Below are 16,770 nucleotides of genomic sequence, written 5' to 3' on the forward strand. Positions count from 1 at the left end.
CAAAATTCATCATAGCCGAAAATGATAGAGGACAAATTTGCCAAGATTTCGATCCACAAGAGCGCAGGCCGAGTACGCCATTTCGCAGAAGATAAACTTAGGGAGTGGCAGGCATGACCATCAAAACGACGGGTATATCCACAGTGTTGGGACAGCACGGGGCTATGAACAGGCACTCAAGGGTTTTGCTGAGTACCTACAGGCTAATCGCCAGGGTGATCTTCAAAGTGCAACTGAGAAAGAGGCTCAAGAGTACCTTGCCAGTCGGGCGGAAACAGTCGCCCAGAAAACCCTTGACCTTGACCGCCAGGCCATTCAGTTGCATTTGGGGATTCCCCTTGAAGTTGTGAAGAGTGAGAAAGAGACCATTCTATCCACCCGGAGCTATACCCCTGTACAGGTTGACCGGATAGCCTCCGCTCAAACTGAGCGTAACAGTTTGGCTACAGAAATTGCGAGTTATGCCGGCCTGCGAGCCCATGAGCTACTGACACTCCGTCCGGCTGGAGAACGTCAGGCTTCTAACCATCGTCAGTGGAGCACAGACCGGTTCAGTGGCAGGACAGGTGTGCTATACACCGTAGAAGGTAAGGGTGGCCTGATACGCGAGATCATATTGACGAAACAGCTGGCATCTCGGCTGGAGGAAAAGCGGCTTGTCGAACCACGCCAGGTAACAGATAGAGGAGTAAACTATACTCAACGATACGATGTTGGTGGTGGCCAAACATGGAGCCAGAGTTTTTCTGCGGCAAGCAAAAGGGAACTTGGTTTTTCCAATGGAGCACATGGCCTCCGGCACAGTTATGCCCAGAACCGGATGAAAGAGCTGCAGCGAAGCGGGATGCAATACGATCAAGCAAGAAAAACAGTCGCTCAGGAAGTGGGTCATTTCGACAAGAAAACGACAGAGGCATATCTCAGATGAAATGTTTAAGCCCATGGTTAATCAGATTTTTTGCAGCAGCATCAATAATAGCCGGATTTACAATCCTATTCTGGGGAACAATCCTCCCTTTTGGAATTTTTCAAGTGTCATCAGTTGAACCATCCCCCACTCCAACATTAATTTCTCTTGCCCTATCAGCAGGTCAGCAAGATGAAATGTTTTTACCAATTAAAATGTTAAAAATTGGTTGGTCTGGAATCTGGATGGCGTGGCAATACGTCGCTCTGGGTTTGTTGTTTGGTGTTATGGTCGGTTGGCCCCTCAGTGAGCTTGCCGGTCGTCAAGCTGCAATCAAAAAAGCGTTGGAAAAAGCTAAGAGCGAATACCAGAGACATAGAATTGATCTAATTGTAAAGGAGTGCAGTGCCGAGGCAATGATAAGAAATACCTACGCTTTAAAAACTGAGTCACATCAATTGAAAAAAGAAGTAAAGAGGATGCGAGGTGATCTTTTTATCATGAGGCAGTCTGCCAAAGAGCAAGCCCAGGTCAATGAAGATTTATGGCAAAAAGCAGCATCTGCTGAAAAAGAACTGATAAAGGCAAAAGCGAAAATAAGGAGATTGACGAACAAGTCTAACCATCGAGCGAAGAATAACTATTGACCGAGACCAATAGCCTGAATTAATATTTAGATATAACCGCGTACCGTGACGCTTTGTCCTTGATGACACACGGATCGGCCCATAGAGCCAGCCTACATGGCAAATCTTGACCTATAACGTCTGCACAGATGTTGCAGCGCATAGCAGCGGTGAACAGTCCCACGCTGAAATTTGGGGGCGAATCGGGAAGGTGACTTCTCGCGGTGGCGATGACCATCGGCCACGGCAGCAAAAGCTGACTGCTTGGCAATCTAACGCGACGCGAAATCAGACGATTCTCCTTCAGCAAAAAAAAGGAGCAGTGCTGAAATCCGCCCAAGATATTTCTTCCGCTCCGACGAGCATTTTTGAAGGGCCCATTCTCTCAACAGAAAAAACTACACTATTACGTATCCGCACAAAATCTCTTTCATTGATTCTGGAACCATATGGTGTAAAAAATACTTTTCTCTGGTCAGGGTATTATTGACTTCCTAAAGGTCAAATAAGGCAATGATATACTCCGTTAACTTTGCCACGGGATCCCTCTTTTTTTAAAAAACCTCTCCCCATATCTCGAGTAATAGAGGCTAAGCCAATATGGTGCTTTATTTATCCTATTGCAACAAGAACGAGACCAATAAAGAGAACCCCCACTCCAAAAAATCGAGGAGCGGACCCTTTTTCTTTAAGAATAAGCACACCCATTATTGTGCCAATTGGTATCGAAAGTTGGCGTAACCCTACAACATAGCTCACATTTTTAGAATGCGTCATGGCAAGCAATATAATCCCATAGGTCGCCCCGATAGCAAATCCTGCCAAGAGCGCAGGTTTGAGCAGACTACGCCAGCTGGAGAGAAAGTGGGCGGTGGACTTTTTAGTGAACTGCATGAGTATTTGCAACCAGAAGGCTGTGAATATGCATTCCAAAACAAGATATAGCATTGCACGGACCCAACCTTCCGCTTCGTTGGGTACAAGTTTAAGCTGGTTCATACCGATATCATCTACAAATGAGTACCCAGCGGTACCTATGGCGGCAAGAATTGCAAAGGCAGAGGAGGAATTGAAATAGTTTACCAACCTAAAATCGGCGAAACTATTCATAGGCAGTAGAAGCGCTCCTGTTACAATAGCAATAAAACCTATTACAGCCAATGTGGACAGATCGCTTCCACGGCCAGTGATGAGCGTAAGTGCCATAAGAATAAGTAGAGGGAATGACCGGGCAAGTGGATAGGCAATTGAAAGCGCACCACGCGCATAAGCACTGGCAAGGCCAGTGTAATAGATAGCTTGAAAAAAACCTGCGACAAGCAAAATGGTCCAAAGAGAAAATGTAATTTCAGCCACAAGATCGGTTGTAATAATAAATATGGGTGAAAACCAGACTACAGTCCCCAATGTGGCAAGCTGGAAAAACCCGATAGTCGGAGATTGTCTCTTTGAAAATAGATTCCAACTGGCATGCATACATGCAGAAATAATCACTAGAATCATGGCAGTTACAGTCATGAGGTAACCATTAGTAGTTAAGGGAAAAACACCATTCCAATCTTAAATAGAGCCGACTAATTACAACATGAATCGTATGATTCAAAGGAAAGATTACTACTTAAAATTCACCATTGTCCGTTTACTATGGATGGAACTATCCTGTCGTCAGCTAATTCTTTGTATTATCAATGCATACATTTGTTTAGAGCTGCCTAAGGCTATTGATGTATTACCTTTCTATACTGATTTGCCGTTGTGTGCCTAATGCAATGGCAATTATCTCAGGCTGATTACCGAAAAAGGAAAAGGTACCAAGCGCCTTCAAGTCCTTTTAACTTGGTATAATGGTGAACGAATCTGGATACTTGAATTCCCAGTGGACATCCCTGAGGTAATCTGCCGCAGCCAGAGAGCAACCATTCTGGATCAGCTGAAGAAACTTCCTATGCTCATCAAGGTTTTGCTCATTCCACTGTTTGCCATAGTTCCGGCGGGGAAAATCATAAAGCTGCATTTTGAGATTTCCAACATATTTAAGAAGTCGCACATTTTCTGAAAGCTGCAGGAATACATCATGGAATTGGATATTGGCCAGGTTATGCCTGGCTATATCATTGACAGTGATGGCGTGTGCAATTTCTTTGTTGAACTCTTCGAGGCGGGTTATCTCTTTTTGGCCAATTTTGTCAAAGACAGAAAGAAACACTCTCGACTCAATTCCACCGAGAATTTCGTAAATGTCCTTTACGTCACCTAGGGAAATAGCATTGATTACCACCCCACGTTGAGGCTTGATGACTACAAAGCCCTGCTCTTGAAGAATAAGTAAGGCTTCCCGCAATGGAGTCCGACTGATACCAAGTTCAGTGATCAATTTACTGACCTTAATTGCAGCTCCGGGCTCCAAAGCACCAACACGCATCTGTTCCTGTAAATAAGTATAAACCTGCTCCCTGAGCAGCTGGTGGCCTGATCGTGCTCCGCTGAGCATTCCGTTCTCCCCCGTATTAAGTTGTTTGACTGTAAATGACGTACGTATGATTATTGAAATAGAGAATTTTTCTCGCACTCCTGCTCACCGCTAAAAAATAACCAGCAAGACCTGTAAATCGCGACCTCACATCCATGTTAAGATATATCCCGTAGACAGGTAGCGGTCTGCCTGCGGGATATTTAAGGCTTGTTTTAAAAACACGTTGAGATATTCTAAGTTAAGAGGCGACACAGCTGCGAACAGATTTGTCTACGGCCTTTTTGGCACCATCCTCAGTCACGCCTTCAGGGGGGGCGACCCGAATTGTTGCAACTTTGTTTTGAGTGAAGAAGTCAATACCGTCTTTTCCCTGGACCTTATCGGTACCGAGGTGGGAATCTTTGATTCCACCAAAAGGCAGATAAGGATGAGGTGCACAGATACCGACATTCACACCGACCATGCCGACATTGGCCTCAGAAATAAATTTTTCGGTGTAATACTGGTTCTGGGTAAAGATGCACGCCCCGTTGCCAAATTTCTGTTCTCGGATCAGTTGGAGGGCATCATCGAGATCTCGGATCTTCATAATGGAAACCACCGGCCCGAAAATTTCCTCTTTGGCAATTCTCCTACATGGGGTCACGTCTGCAAATACTGTAGGCCCAACAAAATAGCCGTTCCTGTTAGCTTCGGGGACCTCAGGATTCCGACCATCAAGCAACAGTTTTGAGCCCTGGTCAATGCCGATTTCGATATAATTTTCTATATTTGCCTTGGCCTTAGCAGAAATGACCGGGCCCATATAGATATTCGGATTCATGGCATCACCGATGGTGATCTCTTCAGAAGCCTTGAGAACCCGCGCAATCAATTCGTCATAGATTTCTGGGACTGCCGCAACTATGGAACCAGCAAGACAACGCTGACCAGCTGAGCCATAACAGGAATGCTTGAAGTTTTCGATGAATACATCCCAGTTGAGATCTTCCATGGCTACCAGAAAATTTTTGGCACCACCAAGAAGCATAGAGCGCTTTCCGCCGCGACCGCAGGCTTCAGCCATCTTTTTGGCCGTAGGTGTTGAACCAACGAGACATACACCGCTCATCTTAGGATTCTCATACCATGTTCCAGGGATAGAGCGGTTACCGTGTACTATGTTGATAACTCCAGGAGGCAAGCCGATTTCATTGAAGATGTTCCCCATCTTCTGCATGAATAGTGGCGACTGGGTTGAAGGTTTATAGATAAATGTATTTCCTACGCCGATGGCATAAGGGACAAACCAGCCAAAAACGAGGGCGGGAAAGTTGAACGGGGCCACGCCTCCGAACACACCCAGTGACTGTTTGACCACACGTCCGCTGATATTATGGGCAATCCCTTCGAGGAATTCCCCCTGCATCAGGGTGGGAATGGAGCAAGCTGCCTCAAAAATTTCGATAACCCTTCGGATTTCACCGCGGGCCTCACTTATGTGTTTAGCCTGATCTACAGCGATTGAAACTGCAAGTTCCTCTTCTTTATCTACCATGGCCTGCCGCATGGCGAATAGATACCCCATCCGTTTGCTTACAGAAAATTTTCTCCAACCATCATAAGCGGCATACGCTGAATCTACGGCTGCCAGAGAGGTTTCTTCCGAAGAGAGTGGTACATCGCCGATCTCTATACCGGTGGAAGGGTTATAAAGAGGAACATACTCTACACCCTTTTCCTCAACCCACTCGCCATTGATGAAGTTCTTGATTCTGGTAAAATTCACATTGCTCATGCCTTTTAACTCCTCTAGATGATTTTATCGGCCCTTTTGTCTTCCAAGACCCTTGTAATTCTGATTGAGTTCTCATCAACAGTCAACTAGGATACTAGGACATTAGTTGCATTGATGTTTTTTAACTCCTTGTGTTAAGCAATAATACGTTTGCATATTCGCATCCCACTAAAATACTTCTTTCAACAAAATGCCATATCACGACCGATGAAACCAGATCATAGAACAGGCTTTCATCCGGGCAGATTATTACCCCCTAACCCTGGATTGTACGATGAACTTTTACTAATTTTTCGTAAAAACAGCGCGTCCAATCCTTTTGAGAAATCGGACGCGCTTATATTGCTATCAACTACGAAAGAAAAATACAGTCGGCCTACAATTCACCGATATCCTGTAGAAATTCTTTCCAGAGTGCAACACCTTTGGCGTTACCTTCAGATTTCTCGGCCACTGCCGGCCAAACTTCCTTGATCGCCTTTTCACGCATTCTGGCTACTTCTTCATCTGACATGGTAATAACTTCGCCACCAGCTTTCACAAGGATATCAAGAGCGTCCTTGACGCCTACTGCATGGAGTCTGGAGGTCTCGAAATAGGTTGACTCAAATATGCTGTTAATTTTATCTCTCTGCCACTGGTTCAGTGCTTTCCATTTATCAAGGTTAACATATATTTCCTGATGCTGAGAGGGGCACCAGCCGGGCATAGTCGCATACTTAATGACTTCTTGGAATGCCATGTCATCGATACCACCGGTATCCCAGTAGGTACCGTCAATTGTACCGAGCTTAATTGCTGTATAAATATCTCCGCCGCCCATGGAAACAGGAGCACCGCCCATTGCAGCATGAAACAAAGCTTGGGGACCACCTGCGCGCATTTTCTTACCTGTAAGATCTTCCCATTTGTGCACCGGGAATTTTGTGAACATGGCATTCGGCCCCTGGCTGGTCCAACCTACCCACTGCAGGTTACGATCATTGGCTGCTTTCTTAACAATTTCGCCAATTCTGTACTTAGGATCACCAAACATTGCAGCCCAGGCGTCTCGATAGTTGTCAGCGCCCATAGCCATACCAAATGCCAGCATACCTTCAGGCATATCACCCCCGTAAACGGTGGCCCAACCGGCGTAACCATCAATCATCCCGGCAGCGGCGGCACCAAAAGCCTCTGATCCTGAAGTGATGGCTCCAGCAGGCTCAAGTTTAATCTTTACGGTACCTTCTGTAGCTTCTTCAACGGCCTTGATCCAGGGCACAACCCCATTGCCCCAGCCAGCGTCGGAAGAATCAAAGCATGGCTGAAAAATCCATTCGGTCACTTTGGTCGGCTTACCGTATTGTTCGGCAGCTATTGCAGAACCTGCTACGAGCATGGAGCAACCTAGAGCTATGGTAGCCAGTCCCATCGTAAATTTCTTCATTACAGTCCCCTCCTAAATATCTTGGGTTAGAGTTGGGTAAGACAGAAACCACAACCATGTGATTTCATTTTCTTTACTATTCTAAATACCCGGCAAGCCCGGGCTGCTTACAACCTGTTATGGACGACGCTATTTCACGTCAACTTGGGGGGCTTTCCCCCTTACAACAGTAATGATATCGTTCACCAGTTTTTTTAACACCACCAGCATCATAACAACACCGGAGATGGGAATAAATATCTTCAGCGGGTAAATCGGTATAGGTATACTTGTCGGTGTTACCTGCTTTAATTTAACTGACATAACTGCCGCATGATATCCCTTCCATACAAGAGCGATCAGAAACATAAATGTAAACACAACGGTAATAATGTCACAAATAGCTTTTTTCCTGTCAGAAAAATTAGCGTAGAACAAATCCAGTTTAACAAAGGCGTTGTCATTTAAGGCGTAAACACCTCCGACACAGGCCATCATAACCATCGCTACCTGTACAGTCGTTGAAATCCATTGTGAAGGTGAATCAAGGACGTAGCGCAGAAAAACGTCCGTAATTCCAAGAAACATACAGTAGAGCAGGAGTATCCAGCCTATCCGTCCAAACAGTTCAGAGATCATGTCGATCACTTTTTGTATCATAGCCCAAATTCTCATTTTATCCTCTCAAGCGGTTCGTTGATAGTTTGTTAATTTTCTGTATCTAATCTGTTCGCTAGTTCAATTTGGAAGGTAGCCAAGTCGCAATCTCAGGGAACAAGAATACGAGCGTCAGACCTAGTAGCTGGAGCAGAATAAACGGCCCCACAGATTTGTAAACATCCCCCATGCTGACATCGGGTGGCAGGACGCTTTTCAGCCAGAAAAGAACAAAACCGAAAGGTGGCGTCAGGTATGCAATCTGAATATTAACGATGAAAAGCACACCAAACCACAGCTTATCGACACCCAGCTCATTTATAATCGGAATATAAAGCGGGGTGCAGAGCATGATGATAGCCCAGTCGTCCATAACAGTTCCGAGCAGCAGAATTATGAACATCATCATTAACAGGATTCCGTGCTCGCCACCAGGCATACCGAGAACGAGTGAAGTTACAAGCTCCTGGCACCCAAGAGAGTTGAAGATATTGAGATAGATATTGGCGCCAATCAGGATCCAGAGCCCCATACCGGTAAGCTTAACTGTGGTTTCAAGGGAATTTCTCATTACCTGCCACGTCAGCTTACGGTAGATGATATTGATAACAAGAGCACCTGTTGCACCGAAAGCAGCGGCCTCAGACGGAGTTGCAACACCCCCCCAAATTGCGCCAAGTACCATGACTATCAGGAGAAGGAACGGCCAGATCCCCATGAGCGCCAGCATTTTTTCCCTCACGGAGAAGCTCTCATCAGCTGGCAATGCAGGCCCAATGTGTGGCTGCATTTTACAACGGATTCCGATGTAGATAATATAAAAAGAGGCTAGCATCAGACCAGGAATGAGTCCGCCAAGAAACAGTCCACCGATGGAGACCTTGGCCAGCAGGCCATAAAAAATAAAAGGTACACTTGGAGGAATCAGTGCACCCAGTGCACCACCAGCTCCGATCGAGCCAATGGCGATGGCCTTATCGTAGTTGTATTTCATCATTGACGGGTACGCGATCTGGCCCATGGTGATTGTGGCAGGAGGTGTAATACCTGTGATGGCAGCAAAAATGGTACAGACCATCACTGTTCCCATGGCAAGGCCGCCGGCGATGTGGCCGATCAGTTTATAGACGGCGTCATATGCGGCCTCTGCAATACCGGAGAAGCGGATGAGGCTTCCCATAAAAAGAAAGAGTGGTACCGTTACCAGTACACCATTCCAGGGCGTATAATAAAAAGCGCTGGGGATCGCCAAGAGGGAGCGGGGCTCAAAGATAGCAGCGAATAGAACAGCTGTCCCGCCTAGTCCCAGGGCTACCGGTAACCCGAGAAAAAGCCCGAAAAACAGGCAACTGAAATACAGTAAGGTCATTAACTCAATACTCACGGTCTCTCCTCTCTAGACTTCATCAATTATCTTGATTCAAAAACATTTTAGGACTCCTACAATGGAATACCTCAATAACCTGATATCAAAATAGCAAAGAAAACAATGACCGAGGTTTTTCATATCGTCCGTCATGGTTTTTCCTTTGCTTAGATCATACATAGGGCACAGATCCTAGACTTTTAAAAGCGGCGGATTTGTTCTATGAATTATAGAATAGCGGTATAAAAAAAGGTCGAGAATAGAAGACACTTGGAATAAGAGTGGGGAAAAAGATGATATGAGCAGGTGGATAATCATTGCTGAAATTTTCTCCAAGGGTCAAGCGATACATTAAGATTACGTTAAATCCTACGATCTGATCCATGATATATCAGATATCATAGTGCGTGTCAAGAGTAATCTTGAACTCTCATTTCAACCTCTAAAAGCATTAATACACCGTATATTCAAAGAGATATTAAACACATATAAGTATATCTCACTTGGTATGTTAACTGGTAGTTTTGTAGAACTATGCAATCGAAGTAGATAATTCAACATGCCGTACGACGTTTTTCACTCAATCTACAAACAAGTGCGAAGGTAAAATACTTTGCTGTTTGAAACCAGGTTAACCACCAGTCCGCTTAATTAAGCAAGCATCATGCCATTTATCGTTTAAGCCTCTCAACTGCGGGTGTTCGGTGACAATTTAACAAGCCACCTCGTAAGATAGGCAATGTCTCTTGAAATAGTATTACAAAATAGTTAGGCCAGAATGAGCTTTATTGGGGGAATGTTACAGATATGTTATCAGAAAAAATCTCACCGTACCAATCATTGTAAATGACGGGATGTTCAGCAATTGAGAACCAATGCCGAGAAAATTGACAGCTGTTTCGCGAAAAAAGTCAGTGAAATAGCGGTAGAAGTCAAGAAAGGGCAAGGTTTGAGTTCCCAGCCCTATCTTTAAAAGAGGAGATAAATAAAAAAACAGTCAACTCACTTTGTAAAACGGGAAAATAAACTCTTTTTGGACATCAAACGACCAGTGAATGTCCTGCAAGATATATGCGGCCCCTTTCCCATCCTTTTTTTTCAAACATTCAATAAACTGAGTGTGTTCTTCGCCATTTCTCAACTCCCATTCTGGAATGAAGTTATGCCTTGGGAAATCGTAGAGGCGGTGCTTGATCGGCAGAATTAACTTCTTGAGCATGTCGTTGTCTGAAATCTCAAGATAGGTGTTATGAAACTCCAGATTACTTTCAAAAAGGTTTGTGAAGTCACCTGCCTGAATCTCGTTTGTCATCTTCTGGTTTATTGCTTCAAGCTTTTCAATATGGGCTGAGGTGATTTTGTCGATGGATTTGCGTATGACAAATGCCTCTATAAGCCCGATGGCATCATATGCTTTTCTCACATCCTCGATAGACAGTTTGTTGACGAGCACTCCCTTGCGGGGAAGAATGGTTACGAATCCTTCGCATTCCAGATGGATCAGGGCATCACGCAAGGGCGTTTTACTAATACCAAGCTCCTCTGCGATCTTGCTGATATTGATCGTGGATCCGGGAGTAAGGGTTCCATTGTTCATCTCCCGCCGCAGATGAAGGTATACGTGCTCGCTCAGAGAAGAATATTCAAGCGTTCCGACCATAATATGTTTTTTACCTGACATTTATTTAGTGTTTATAGTTCAATTATGCAAACCATATAGCTTACACTCCCCGGCAAAGCTGTCAAGAATATTCGGGAGATTATATATGCACAGGTTTTTTAACGTAACTATATGGACAACAAGAAGGCACAAGATAGATTATTGTTTGATTGTATTTCCCAGATCCTGTGTTTTGGAATTCGCGAGATCTTCTGAGAGAAGAATCTTTTCAACAAAGGGCTTTTCCGCAGCAAACGACCAATGCACCTCCTGCAGGTATGTCGCCGAACCGAAGCAATCCTTCTTCTTGATCAGATCTATAAGGATAGCGTGTTCATGGCAATTCTTCTCACCCCATCTTCTGACATAAGCCCGCCGCCTAAAATCGTCTAAACGCAGCTTAGTCAGCGACAGAAATTTTTTCAGAAAACTGTTGTCTGAGAGATCGGTGTAGACACAATGAAAGTCAAGATTATCATCGTAGATATCTTTTAGATGGTCTTGGGAGAGATCACTGCTCATTTTTGCGTTCAACTCCTCAAGACGTTGAATATGATCAGGTGTTATTTTTGCTATAGCTTCTGAGATAATGAAGGATTCTATCAAGCCAACTGCCTCGTAGGCTTCCCTGATGTCTTCCTTGGATAATTTGTTGATCATTATTCCCCGACGGGGAAGAATTGTTACAAAACCATCACTTTCAAGCTGGATAAGAGCATCCCTAAGCGGCGTTTTACTTATACCAAGTTGGGCTGCAAGCTTCTCGAGATGGATTGTTTCACCCGGTAACAGTAGACCTTCACTGAGTTGCCTGCGCAGATATAAGTATACCTGTTCGCTAAGAGATGAAAATTCAAATGCACTCCTCATCCGACCTGCCCATAGATTAAGTGTATACTATTATGTTTACCCAATCGCATTATGTGATCGGGTAAACATCTTGTCGGTTATAGAGTAGCTCTATTAGAGAAAATTGTCCACAGGTGTGTAGCCGAGATTAAATGCTTCGGAAACTGCCTTGTAGGTGATCTGACCGTCAATCACGTTGGCCCCGAGCTTGATTTCCTCATTCTCCTGCATAGCTTTCTTCCAGCCCTTATTAGCGATTTCAACAGCGTATGAAAGGGTAGCATTAGTAAGGGCAATGGTGGATGTACGGGCAACGGCACCTGGCATATTGGCAACGCAGTAGTGTACAACACCATCAACCACATATGTAGGCTCGGCATGAGTGGTCGCCTTTGAAGTCTCAATGCAACCTCCCTGGTCGATAGCCACATCGACTATGACGGAACCATTTTTCATGTCTTTGAGCATATCGCGGGTGATCAGCTTAGGAGCCTTGGCACCAGGGATAAGGACAGCACCGATAACCAGGTCCGCCCTGGTTACATATTCTCTCAGTATAGCGGGATTGGACATAATAGGGAAGACATTAGCCGGCATAACATCATCCAGATACGCCAGCCGCTCGAGGTTGGTGTCAAGAATGTATACCTGAGCACCAAGACCGGCAGCCATTTTTGCAGCATTGAGACCAACCACACCACCACCAATTACAACGACAGTTGCAGGAGCAACACCTTTAACTCCGCCAAGTAGAATGCCGCGTCCGCCCTGAGGCATTTCGAGATACTTTGCACCTTCCTGGGCAGCCATACGACCGGCTACCTCAGACATAGGTACAAGCAGCGGAAGGGAACCGTCACTTTTTTCAATGGTTTCGTAGGCAATGTTAATGGACTTAGCCTTCATCAGCGCCTTCGTCTGCTGTTCATCAGCTGCCAGGTGAAGGTAGGTGAATACGATCTGTCCTTCCCGAATGAGATCGTATTCAGAAGGCTGGGGTTCCTTGACATGCATAACCATATCGCAAGATCCATAAACTTCGGCAGGAGTCTCTACAATTGTAGCACCTGCAGCAATATAATCATCATTGGGGAATCCTGCGCCGGCTCCGGCATTGTTTTCAACAATTACCTCATGTCCGTTAGCAATCATAGTAACAACACCAGAAGGAACCATACATACACGGTTTTCTAGCACCTTGATTTCCTTTAAAATTCCTACTTTCATCTTTTCTCTCCGAGGGACTCTGGAATAATATTCTTGCTGCCGCCGTTCGATCTAGACGACGGCATTACTCAGCTATAATCATTGGAGTGTTAACTGGACCGCCAGTTAAATGCCTTTTTCAATCGCATTACGAACGGCGATTACAACTTGATCAACCTGTTTTTTGGTGATGATCAGAGAAGGGGCAAAGTTCATTACGGTGTTTAAGCCATCAAAGCTTGAGTTGGTTCTACCAACAATGACTCTCTCGGCCATAACATTACCCATAATAGTGGCCATCTCCGCTTCGGATACCGGCTCCTTGGTCTTTTTGTCTCGAACGAATTCAATACCACAGAACAAGCCAACGCCGCGTACATCTCCGACAATGGGGAGTTCTTTGAGTTCTAAGAGTTTTTCCAGGAGATAGGCGCCGACTTCCGCGCTGTTTTCCATTAAATTTTCTTCCTCGATGATCCTGGTTGACTCCAGGGCTGCGGCCATTGGACCGGCACAACCTCCATAGGTGGAGATATCGCGGAAGTAGTTGAGTCGTGTTCCAGGATCACTGGGATCGTTGATGAAGAGGTCGTAGATTTCCTGCTTAACAACCGTTGCAGACAGTGGCTCGTAAGAACTTGCAAGGCCTTTCGCCATGGTCACGATATCCGGGTCAACATCATAATGCTCATGCCCCCAGAATTTACCGGTCCTGGCAAACCCACACACAACCTCATCCATGATTAGCCAGATATCGTGTTTTTTGCAAATATCCTGGACGATAGAATAATATTCTTTTACAGGCGGTATGATCCCACCACCCGCGGTGATAGGCTCGACGATCAGGCCTCCAATGGTATCTGCACCCTCCTTAGCGATTACATCCTCAATCGCATGGGCACAATCGATGTTACACTCCGGATACGTCTTGTCAAACGGACAGCGGTAACAACAGCAATGCGGGAATTCTGCAAAACCATCGAGGAACGGACCAAAATCCTTTCTCCGCTGAATCTGGCCGGTGGCACTCATGGCAGCAATGGTGGTGCCATGGTAGTCCCGGTCTCGGTAAAGAATCTTGTACTTGCCTGCACGTTCGGGAGCAATGCGCGAAGCCTGGCGGACGATCTTAAACGCCTTTTCATTGGCCTCAGAGCCGCTGTTGGAGAAATACACCTTGCCCATACGGGGCAGTTTCTCGAGGAGTTTCTTTGCAAACTTGATAGCAGGAACATTACCAAAAACACCCGCAAAATAGGGCATTTCAACCAATTGATCATAAACGGCTTTGGCGATCGATTCACGACCATACCCGACCATGACAGACCATACTCCACCTGAGGTCATATCAGTAAATTGACGGCCCCGAATATCGGTAAGGGTAATACCCTCACCCTTTACAACGACCATCTGCTCGCTGGATTCAAAGACCTTGTGCGGCTTCAAGTGATGCCAAAGAAAATCCTTGTCGCCCTTAACCATTTCATCCGCATCGTATTCAAGCCATTTTGTATTTCCCATGACCTCTATTCCTCTTAGTTGACATAAACCAACCAGATACCTGCAATGGTTATTGCCAGGACCTGGCTGGTTGAGTTCCGTTTTGATTGAAATGCTCACCGCAACTAGTGCAGGAGCTACGGCTATATATTGCAAGCTAAATGTAGCAGGGCGGCTTGTATCACTGCCCTGGGGATAGTGAGAGTGTTATGCTCCTTTTTGAGGGCACATGTCATCGATATTAATTCCTGCCACGATCTCAGGTTTCTTCATGGCATCACGACGGAAAGGCTCGCCAAGTTCCATGTTGGTCATAACCTCGATAAAGGTGGTCTTACCATTTTCCATCTGTGCCTTAACAGCGGATTTGAGGGTTTCGGTCAGTTCGTCCATGGACCACACCTGAACACCTTCAACACCGCATGCTTTGGCGATACCTGCATAGGACACGTTGCGGTCCAACTCAGTGCCTACAAAATTATCATTGTACCAGAGTGTGGTGTTACGCTTTTCTGCACCCCAGTGGTAATTGCGGAAGATAACCATGGTTACTGGTGGCCAGGAGTCGCGACCGCAGGAGACCATTTCGTTCATTGAAATACCAAACGCACCATCGCCTGCAAAACCGACAACCGGGACGTCGGGCTGACCAATTTTAGCACCACAGATAGCAGGGAAGCCATAGCCGCAAGGTCCGAACATGCCTGGAGCCAGGTATTTGCGACCTTTCTCGAAGGTTGGGTAAGCGGCACCGAGGGCACAACTGTTTCCAATATCACCAGAAATAATGACATCCTCGGGCAGTGCCTTGACGATTGCACGCCATGCCATACGGGAGGTGATTTTGTTTGGGTCTGCTTTCTGGGCACGTGCGTTCCAGTTGGTACCCGGGTCATCATTTTCATGATCCATTTTTGCAAGATCGGCGGCCCAATCGGCCTTGGTCTTGGCGATAACACCCTTTCTCTCTTCGCGGTCAGCATCTCCTGCGGTGGCAGAGAGTTGTGCGAGGATTGACTGAGCAACCTTCTTTGAATCACCCACGATACCCAAGGTAAGTTTCTTCGTCAGACCTATCCGATCGGGGTTGATGTCAACTTGAATGACATCTGCATTCCCTGGCCAGTATTCCATGCCGTAGCCGGGCAGGGTAGAGAAAGGGTTGAGACGGGTACCGAGGGCAAGAACAACATCAGCTTTAGAGATGAGCTCCATAGCAGCCCTGGAACCATTGTAACCAAGGGTGCCAGTGTGTAGTGAGTGGCTTCCGGGGAAGGAGTCGTTGTGCTGATATCCACAACAGACCGGGGCATCAAGGCGTTCGGCCAGTGCTTTAGTATCCTCAATGGCACCGCCAATAACTACACCACCACCGCTTAGAATGACCGGGAATTTTGCCTTGGAAAGAAGTTCAGCTGCTTTGGCAATGGCACCAGAACCACCGGCTGGTAATTCGAATTCGATCATGGTCGGAAGTTCAATTTCAATAACCTGAGTCCAGAAATCACGGGGGACGTTAATCTGGGCAGGGGCAGAAGCTCGCTTGGCTTTAATGATTACACGGTTGAGTACTTCAGCAATGCGTGCAGGGTGACGTACTTCCTCTTGGTAGGCAACCATGTCCTCAAATGCCGCCATCTGAGGAACTTCCTGGAAACCGCCCTGGCCCATGGCCATGTTGGCAGCTTGTGGGGTCACCAGCAGGAGGGGTGTGTGGTTCCAGTACGCCGTTTTTACAGGGGTGACGAAGTTGGTGATACCAGGGCCGTTCTGAGCAATCATCATGGACATCTTACCGGTGGCACGGGTATATCCGTCAGACATCATACCTGCATTACCTTCGTGGGCACAATCCCAGAAAGTTATTCCCGCTTTAGGAAACAGATCGGATATAGGCATCATTGCCGATCCAATGATACCGAATGCATGCTCAATACCGTGCATCTGAAGAACTTTGATGAACGCCTCTTCTGTGGTCATCTTCATTTTAGCCATTATTTTCTCCATTTGTATTTTGTATTCCCTGTTCAGGGAGAATTACCTGCATGAGTCCGCAGGTGCATCCGAACTATCTATAAAATATCTGATACACCAGACACCAGACACGTGTCAATAGATTTCCTCCATACCTATTCTTTTTCCATCTCACTTTTTCTACAGTTCCAGTGAACTCATCAAAAATCCTAAAAAACCGATTTTATAGCAACATAAGCATAACGAAGGGCTAATGAAGTGCAAAGAACGCGTACATAATCTACATATGGCGGTTTGCAAGCTCAGGGTTTTAAAAGCCCAATTTTCGTCAGATCGTCGACGGTGAAAAAATTAAGCGTATCGCCAC

14 protein-coding genes are annotated in these 16,770 nt (G+C 45.9%); 3 read left to right on the plus strand and 11 right to left on the minus strand.

Annotation, left to right across the window (positions count from 1 at the left end):
- Positions 1-37: 37 nt before the first annotated feature.
- From FCL48_RS15630 to FCL48_RS15640, 3 genes are all read left to right on the plus strand, one after another.
- Positions 38-928: a site-specific integrase gene (locus FCL48_RS15630; protein ID WP_136873317.1), complete on the plus strand. Its 891-nt coding sequence runs from the start codon at positions 38-40 to the stop codon at positions 926-928.
- Positions 925-1,554 (plus strand): hypothetical protein, encoded by a 630-nt coding sequence (locus FCL48_RS15635; RefSeq protein ID WP_136873319.1) that lies wholly within the window; start codon positions 925-927, stop codon positions 1,552-1,554. Before FCL48_RS15630 ends, FCL48_RS15635 begins: the two co-directional genes overlap by 4 nt.
- 106 nt (positions 1,555-1,660) lie before the next feature.
- Positions 1,661-2,023 (plus strand): hypothetical protein, encoded by a 363-nt coding sequence (locus FCL48_RS15640; RefSeq protein WP_136873321.1) that lies wholly within the window; start codon positions 1,661-1,663, stop codon positions 2,021-2,023.
- A gap of 122 nt (positions 2,024-2,145) precedes the next feature.
- Here the strand turns inward: FCL48_RS15640 and FCL48_RS15645 are convergent, their stop codons facing one another.
- The 11 genes from FCL48_RS15645 to xsc all read right to left on the minus strand — a co-directional run bounded on the left by FCL48_RS15645 (position 2,146) and on the right by xsc (position 16,415).
- The gene (locus FCL48_RS15645) at positions 2,146-3,051 is read right to left on the minus strand and encodes a multidrug DMT transporter permease (protein WP_136873323.1); all 906 of its coding nucleotides are present in this window, start codon (positions 3,049-3,051) and stop codon (positions 2,146-2,148) included.
- Positions 3,052-3,364: 313 nt separating this feature from the next.
- Positions 3,365-4,024 carry a GntR family transcriptional regulator gene (locus tag FCL48_RS15650; RefSeq protein WP_136873325.1) on the minus strand — a complete coding sequence of 220 codons (660 nt, stop codon included), beginning with the start codon at positions 4,022-4,024 and terminating at the stop codon, positions 3,365-3,367.
- 220 nt (positions 4,025-4,244) lie between these two features.
- The gene (locus FCL48_RS15655) at positions 4,245-5,783 is read right to left on the minus strand and encodes an aldehyde dehydrogenase family protein (protein ID WP_136873327.1); all 1,539 of its coding nucleotides are present in this window, start codon (positions 5,781-5,783) and stop codon (positions 4,245-4,247) included.
- Between the two features lie 376 nt (positions 5,784-6,159).
- On the minus strand, positions 6,160-7,212 hold the full coding sequence (locus FCL48_RS15660) for a TRAP transporter substrate-binding protein (RefSeq protein ID WP_136873329.1): 1,053 nt from the start codon (positions 7,210-7,212) through the stop codon (positions 6,160-6,162).
- Between the two features lie 129 nt (positions 7,213-7,341).
- Positions 7,342-7,851 carry a TRAP transporter small permease subunit gene (locus tag FCL48_RS15665; RefSeq protein WP_169309247.1) on the minus strand — a complete coding sequence of 170 codons (510 nt, stop codon included), beginning with the start codon at positions 7,849-7,851 and terminating at the stop codon, positions 7,342-7,344.
- Positions 7,852-7,924: 73 nt separating this feature from the next.
- A complete protein-coding gene (locus FCL48_RS15670; protein ID WP_136873333.1) occupies positions 7,925-9,232 on the minus strand; it encodes a TRAP transporter large permease subunit in 1,308 nt (435 codons plus the stop codon).
- A gap of 979 nt (positions 9,233-10,211) precedes the next feature.
- On the minus strand, positions 10,212-10,895 hold the full coding sequence (locus FCL48_RS15675; protein WP_136873335.1) for a GntR family transcriptional regulator: 684 nt from the start codon (positions 10,893-10,895) through the stop codon (positions 10,212-10,214).
- Between the two features lie 138 nt (positions 10,896-11,033).
- Positions 11,034-11,744: a GntR family transcriptional regulator gene (locus tag FCL48_RS15680; protein WP_136873338.1), complete on the minus strand. Its 711-nt coding sequence runs from the start codon at positions 11,742-11,744 to the stop codon at positions 11,034-11,036.
- Between the two features lie 93 nt (positions 11,745-11,837).
- Positions 11,838-12,950 carry an alanine dehydrogenase gene (gene ald, locus FCL48_RS15685; protein ID WP_136873340.1) on the minus strand — a complete coding sequence of 371 codons (1,113 nt, stop codon included), beginning with the start codon at positions 12,948-12,950 and terminating at the stop codon, positions 11,838-11,840.
- Between the two features lie 105 nt (positions 12,951-13,055).
- A complete protein-coding gene (locus FCL48_RS15690; protein ID WP_136873342.1) occupies positions 13,056-14,450 on the minus strand; it encodes an aspartate aminotransferase family protein in 1,395 nt (464 codons plus the stop codon).
- Between the two features lie 186 nt (positions 14,451-14,636).
- A complete protein-coding gene (gene xsc / locus FCL48_RS15695) occupies positions 14,637-16,415 on the minus strand; it encodes a sulfoacetaldehyde acetyltransferase (protein ID WP_136873489.1) in 1,779 nt (592 codons plus the stop codon).
- Positions 16,416-16,770: the final 355 nt, after the last annotated feature.

This window comes from Desulforhopalus sp. IMCC35007 (assembly GCF_005116575.1).
Lineage (GTDB): Bacteria > Desulfobacterota > Desulfobulbia > Desulfobulbales > Desulfocapsaceae > Desulforhopalus_A.

What these genes read in the sequence shown, in the direction of transcription:
- FCL48_RS15635 (WP_136873319.1), top strand. Translation starts at nt 925, where the DNA reads ATGAAATGTTTAAGCCCATGGTTAATCAGATTTTTTGCAGCAGCATCA.
- FCL48_RS15645 (WP_136873323.1), bottom strand. Translation starts at nt 3,051, where the DNA reads ATGACTGTAACTGCCATGATTCTAGTGATTATTTCTGCATGTATGCAT.
- FCL48_RS15650 (WP_136873325.1), bottom strand. Translation starts at nt 4,024, where the DNA reads ATGCTCAGCGGAGCACGATCAGGCCACCAGCTGCTCAGGGAGCAGGTT.
- FCL48_RS15655 (WP_136873327.1), bottom strand. Translation starts at nt 5,783, where the DNA reads ATGAGCAATGTGAATTTTACCAGAATCAAGAACTTCATCAATGGCGAG.
- FCL48_RS15660 (WP_136873329.1), bottom strand. Translation starts at nt 7,212, where the DNA reads ATGAAGAAATTTACGATGGGACTGGCTACCATAGCTCTAGGTTGCTCC.
- FCL48_RS15665 (WP_169309247.1), bottom strand. Translation starts at nt 7,851, where the DNA reads ATGATACAAAAAGTGATCGACATGATCTCTGAACTGTTTGGACGGATA.
- FCL48_RS15675 (WP_136873335.1), bottom strand. Translation starts at nt 10,895, where the DNA reads ATGTCAGGTAAAAAACATATTATGGTCGGAACGCTTGAATATTCTTCT.
- FCL48_RS15680 (WP_136873338.1), bottom strand. Translation starts at nt 11,744, where the DNA reads ATGAGGAGTGCATTTGAATTTTCATCTCTTAGCGAACAGGTATACTTA.
- ald (WP_136873340.1), bottom strand. Translation starts at nt 12,950, where the DNA reads ATGAAAGTAGGAATTTTAAAGGAAATCAAGGTGCTAGAAAACCGTGTA.
- FCL48_RS15690 (WP_136873342.1), bottom strand. Translation starts at nt 14,450, where the DNA reads ATGGGAAATACAAAATGGCTTGAATACGATGCGGATGAAATGGTTAAG.
- xsc (WP_136873489.1), bottom strand. Translation starts at nt 16,415, where the DNA reads ATGAAGATGACCACAGAAGAGGCGTTCATCAAAGTTCTTCAGATGCAC.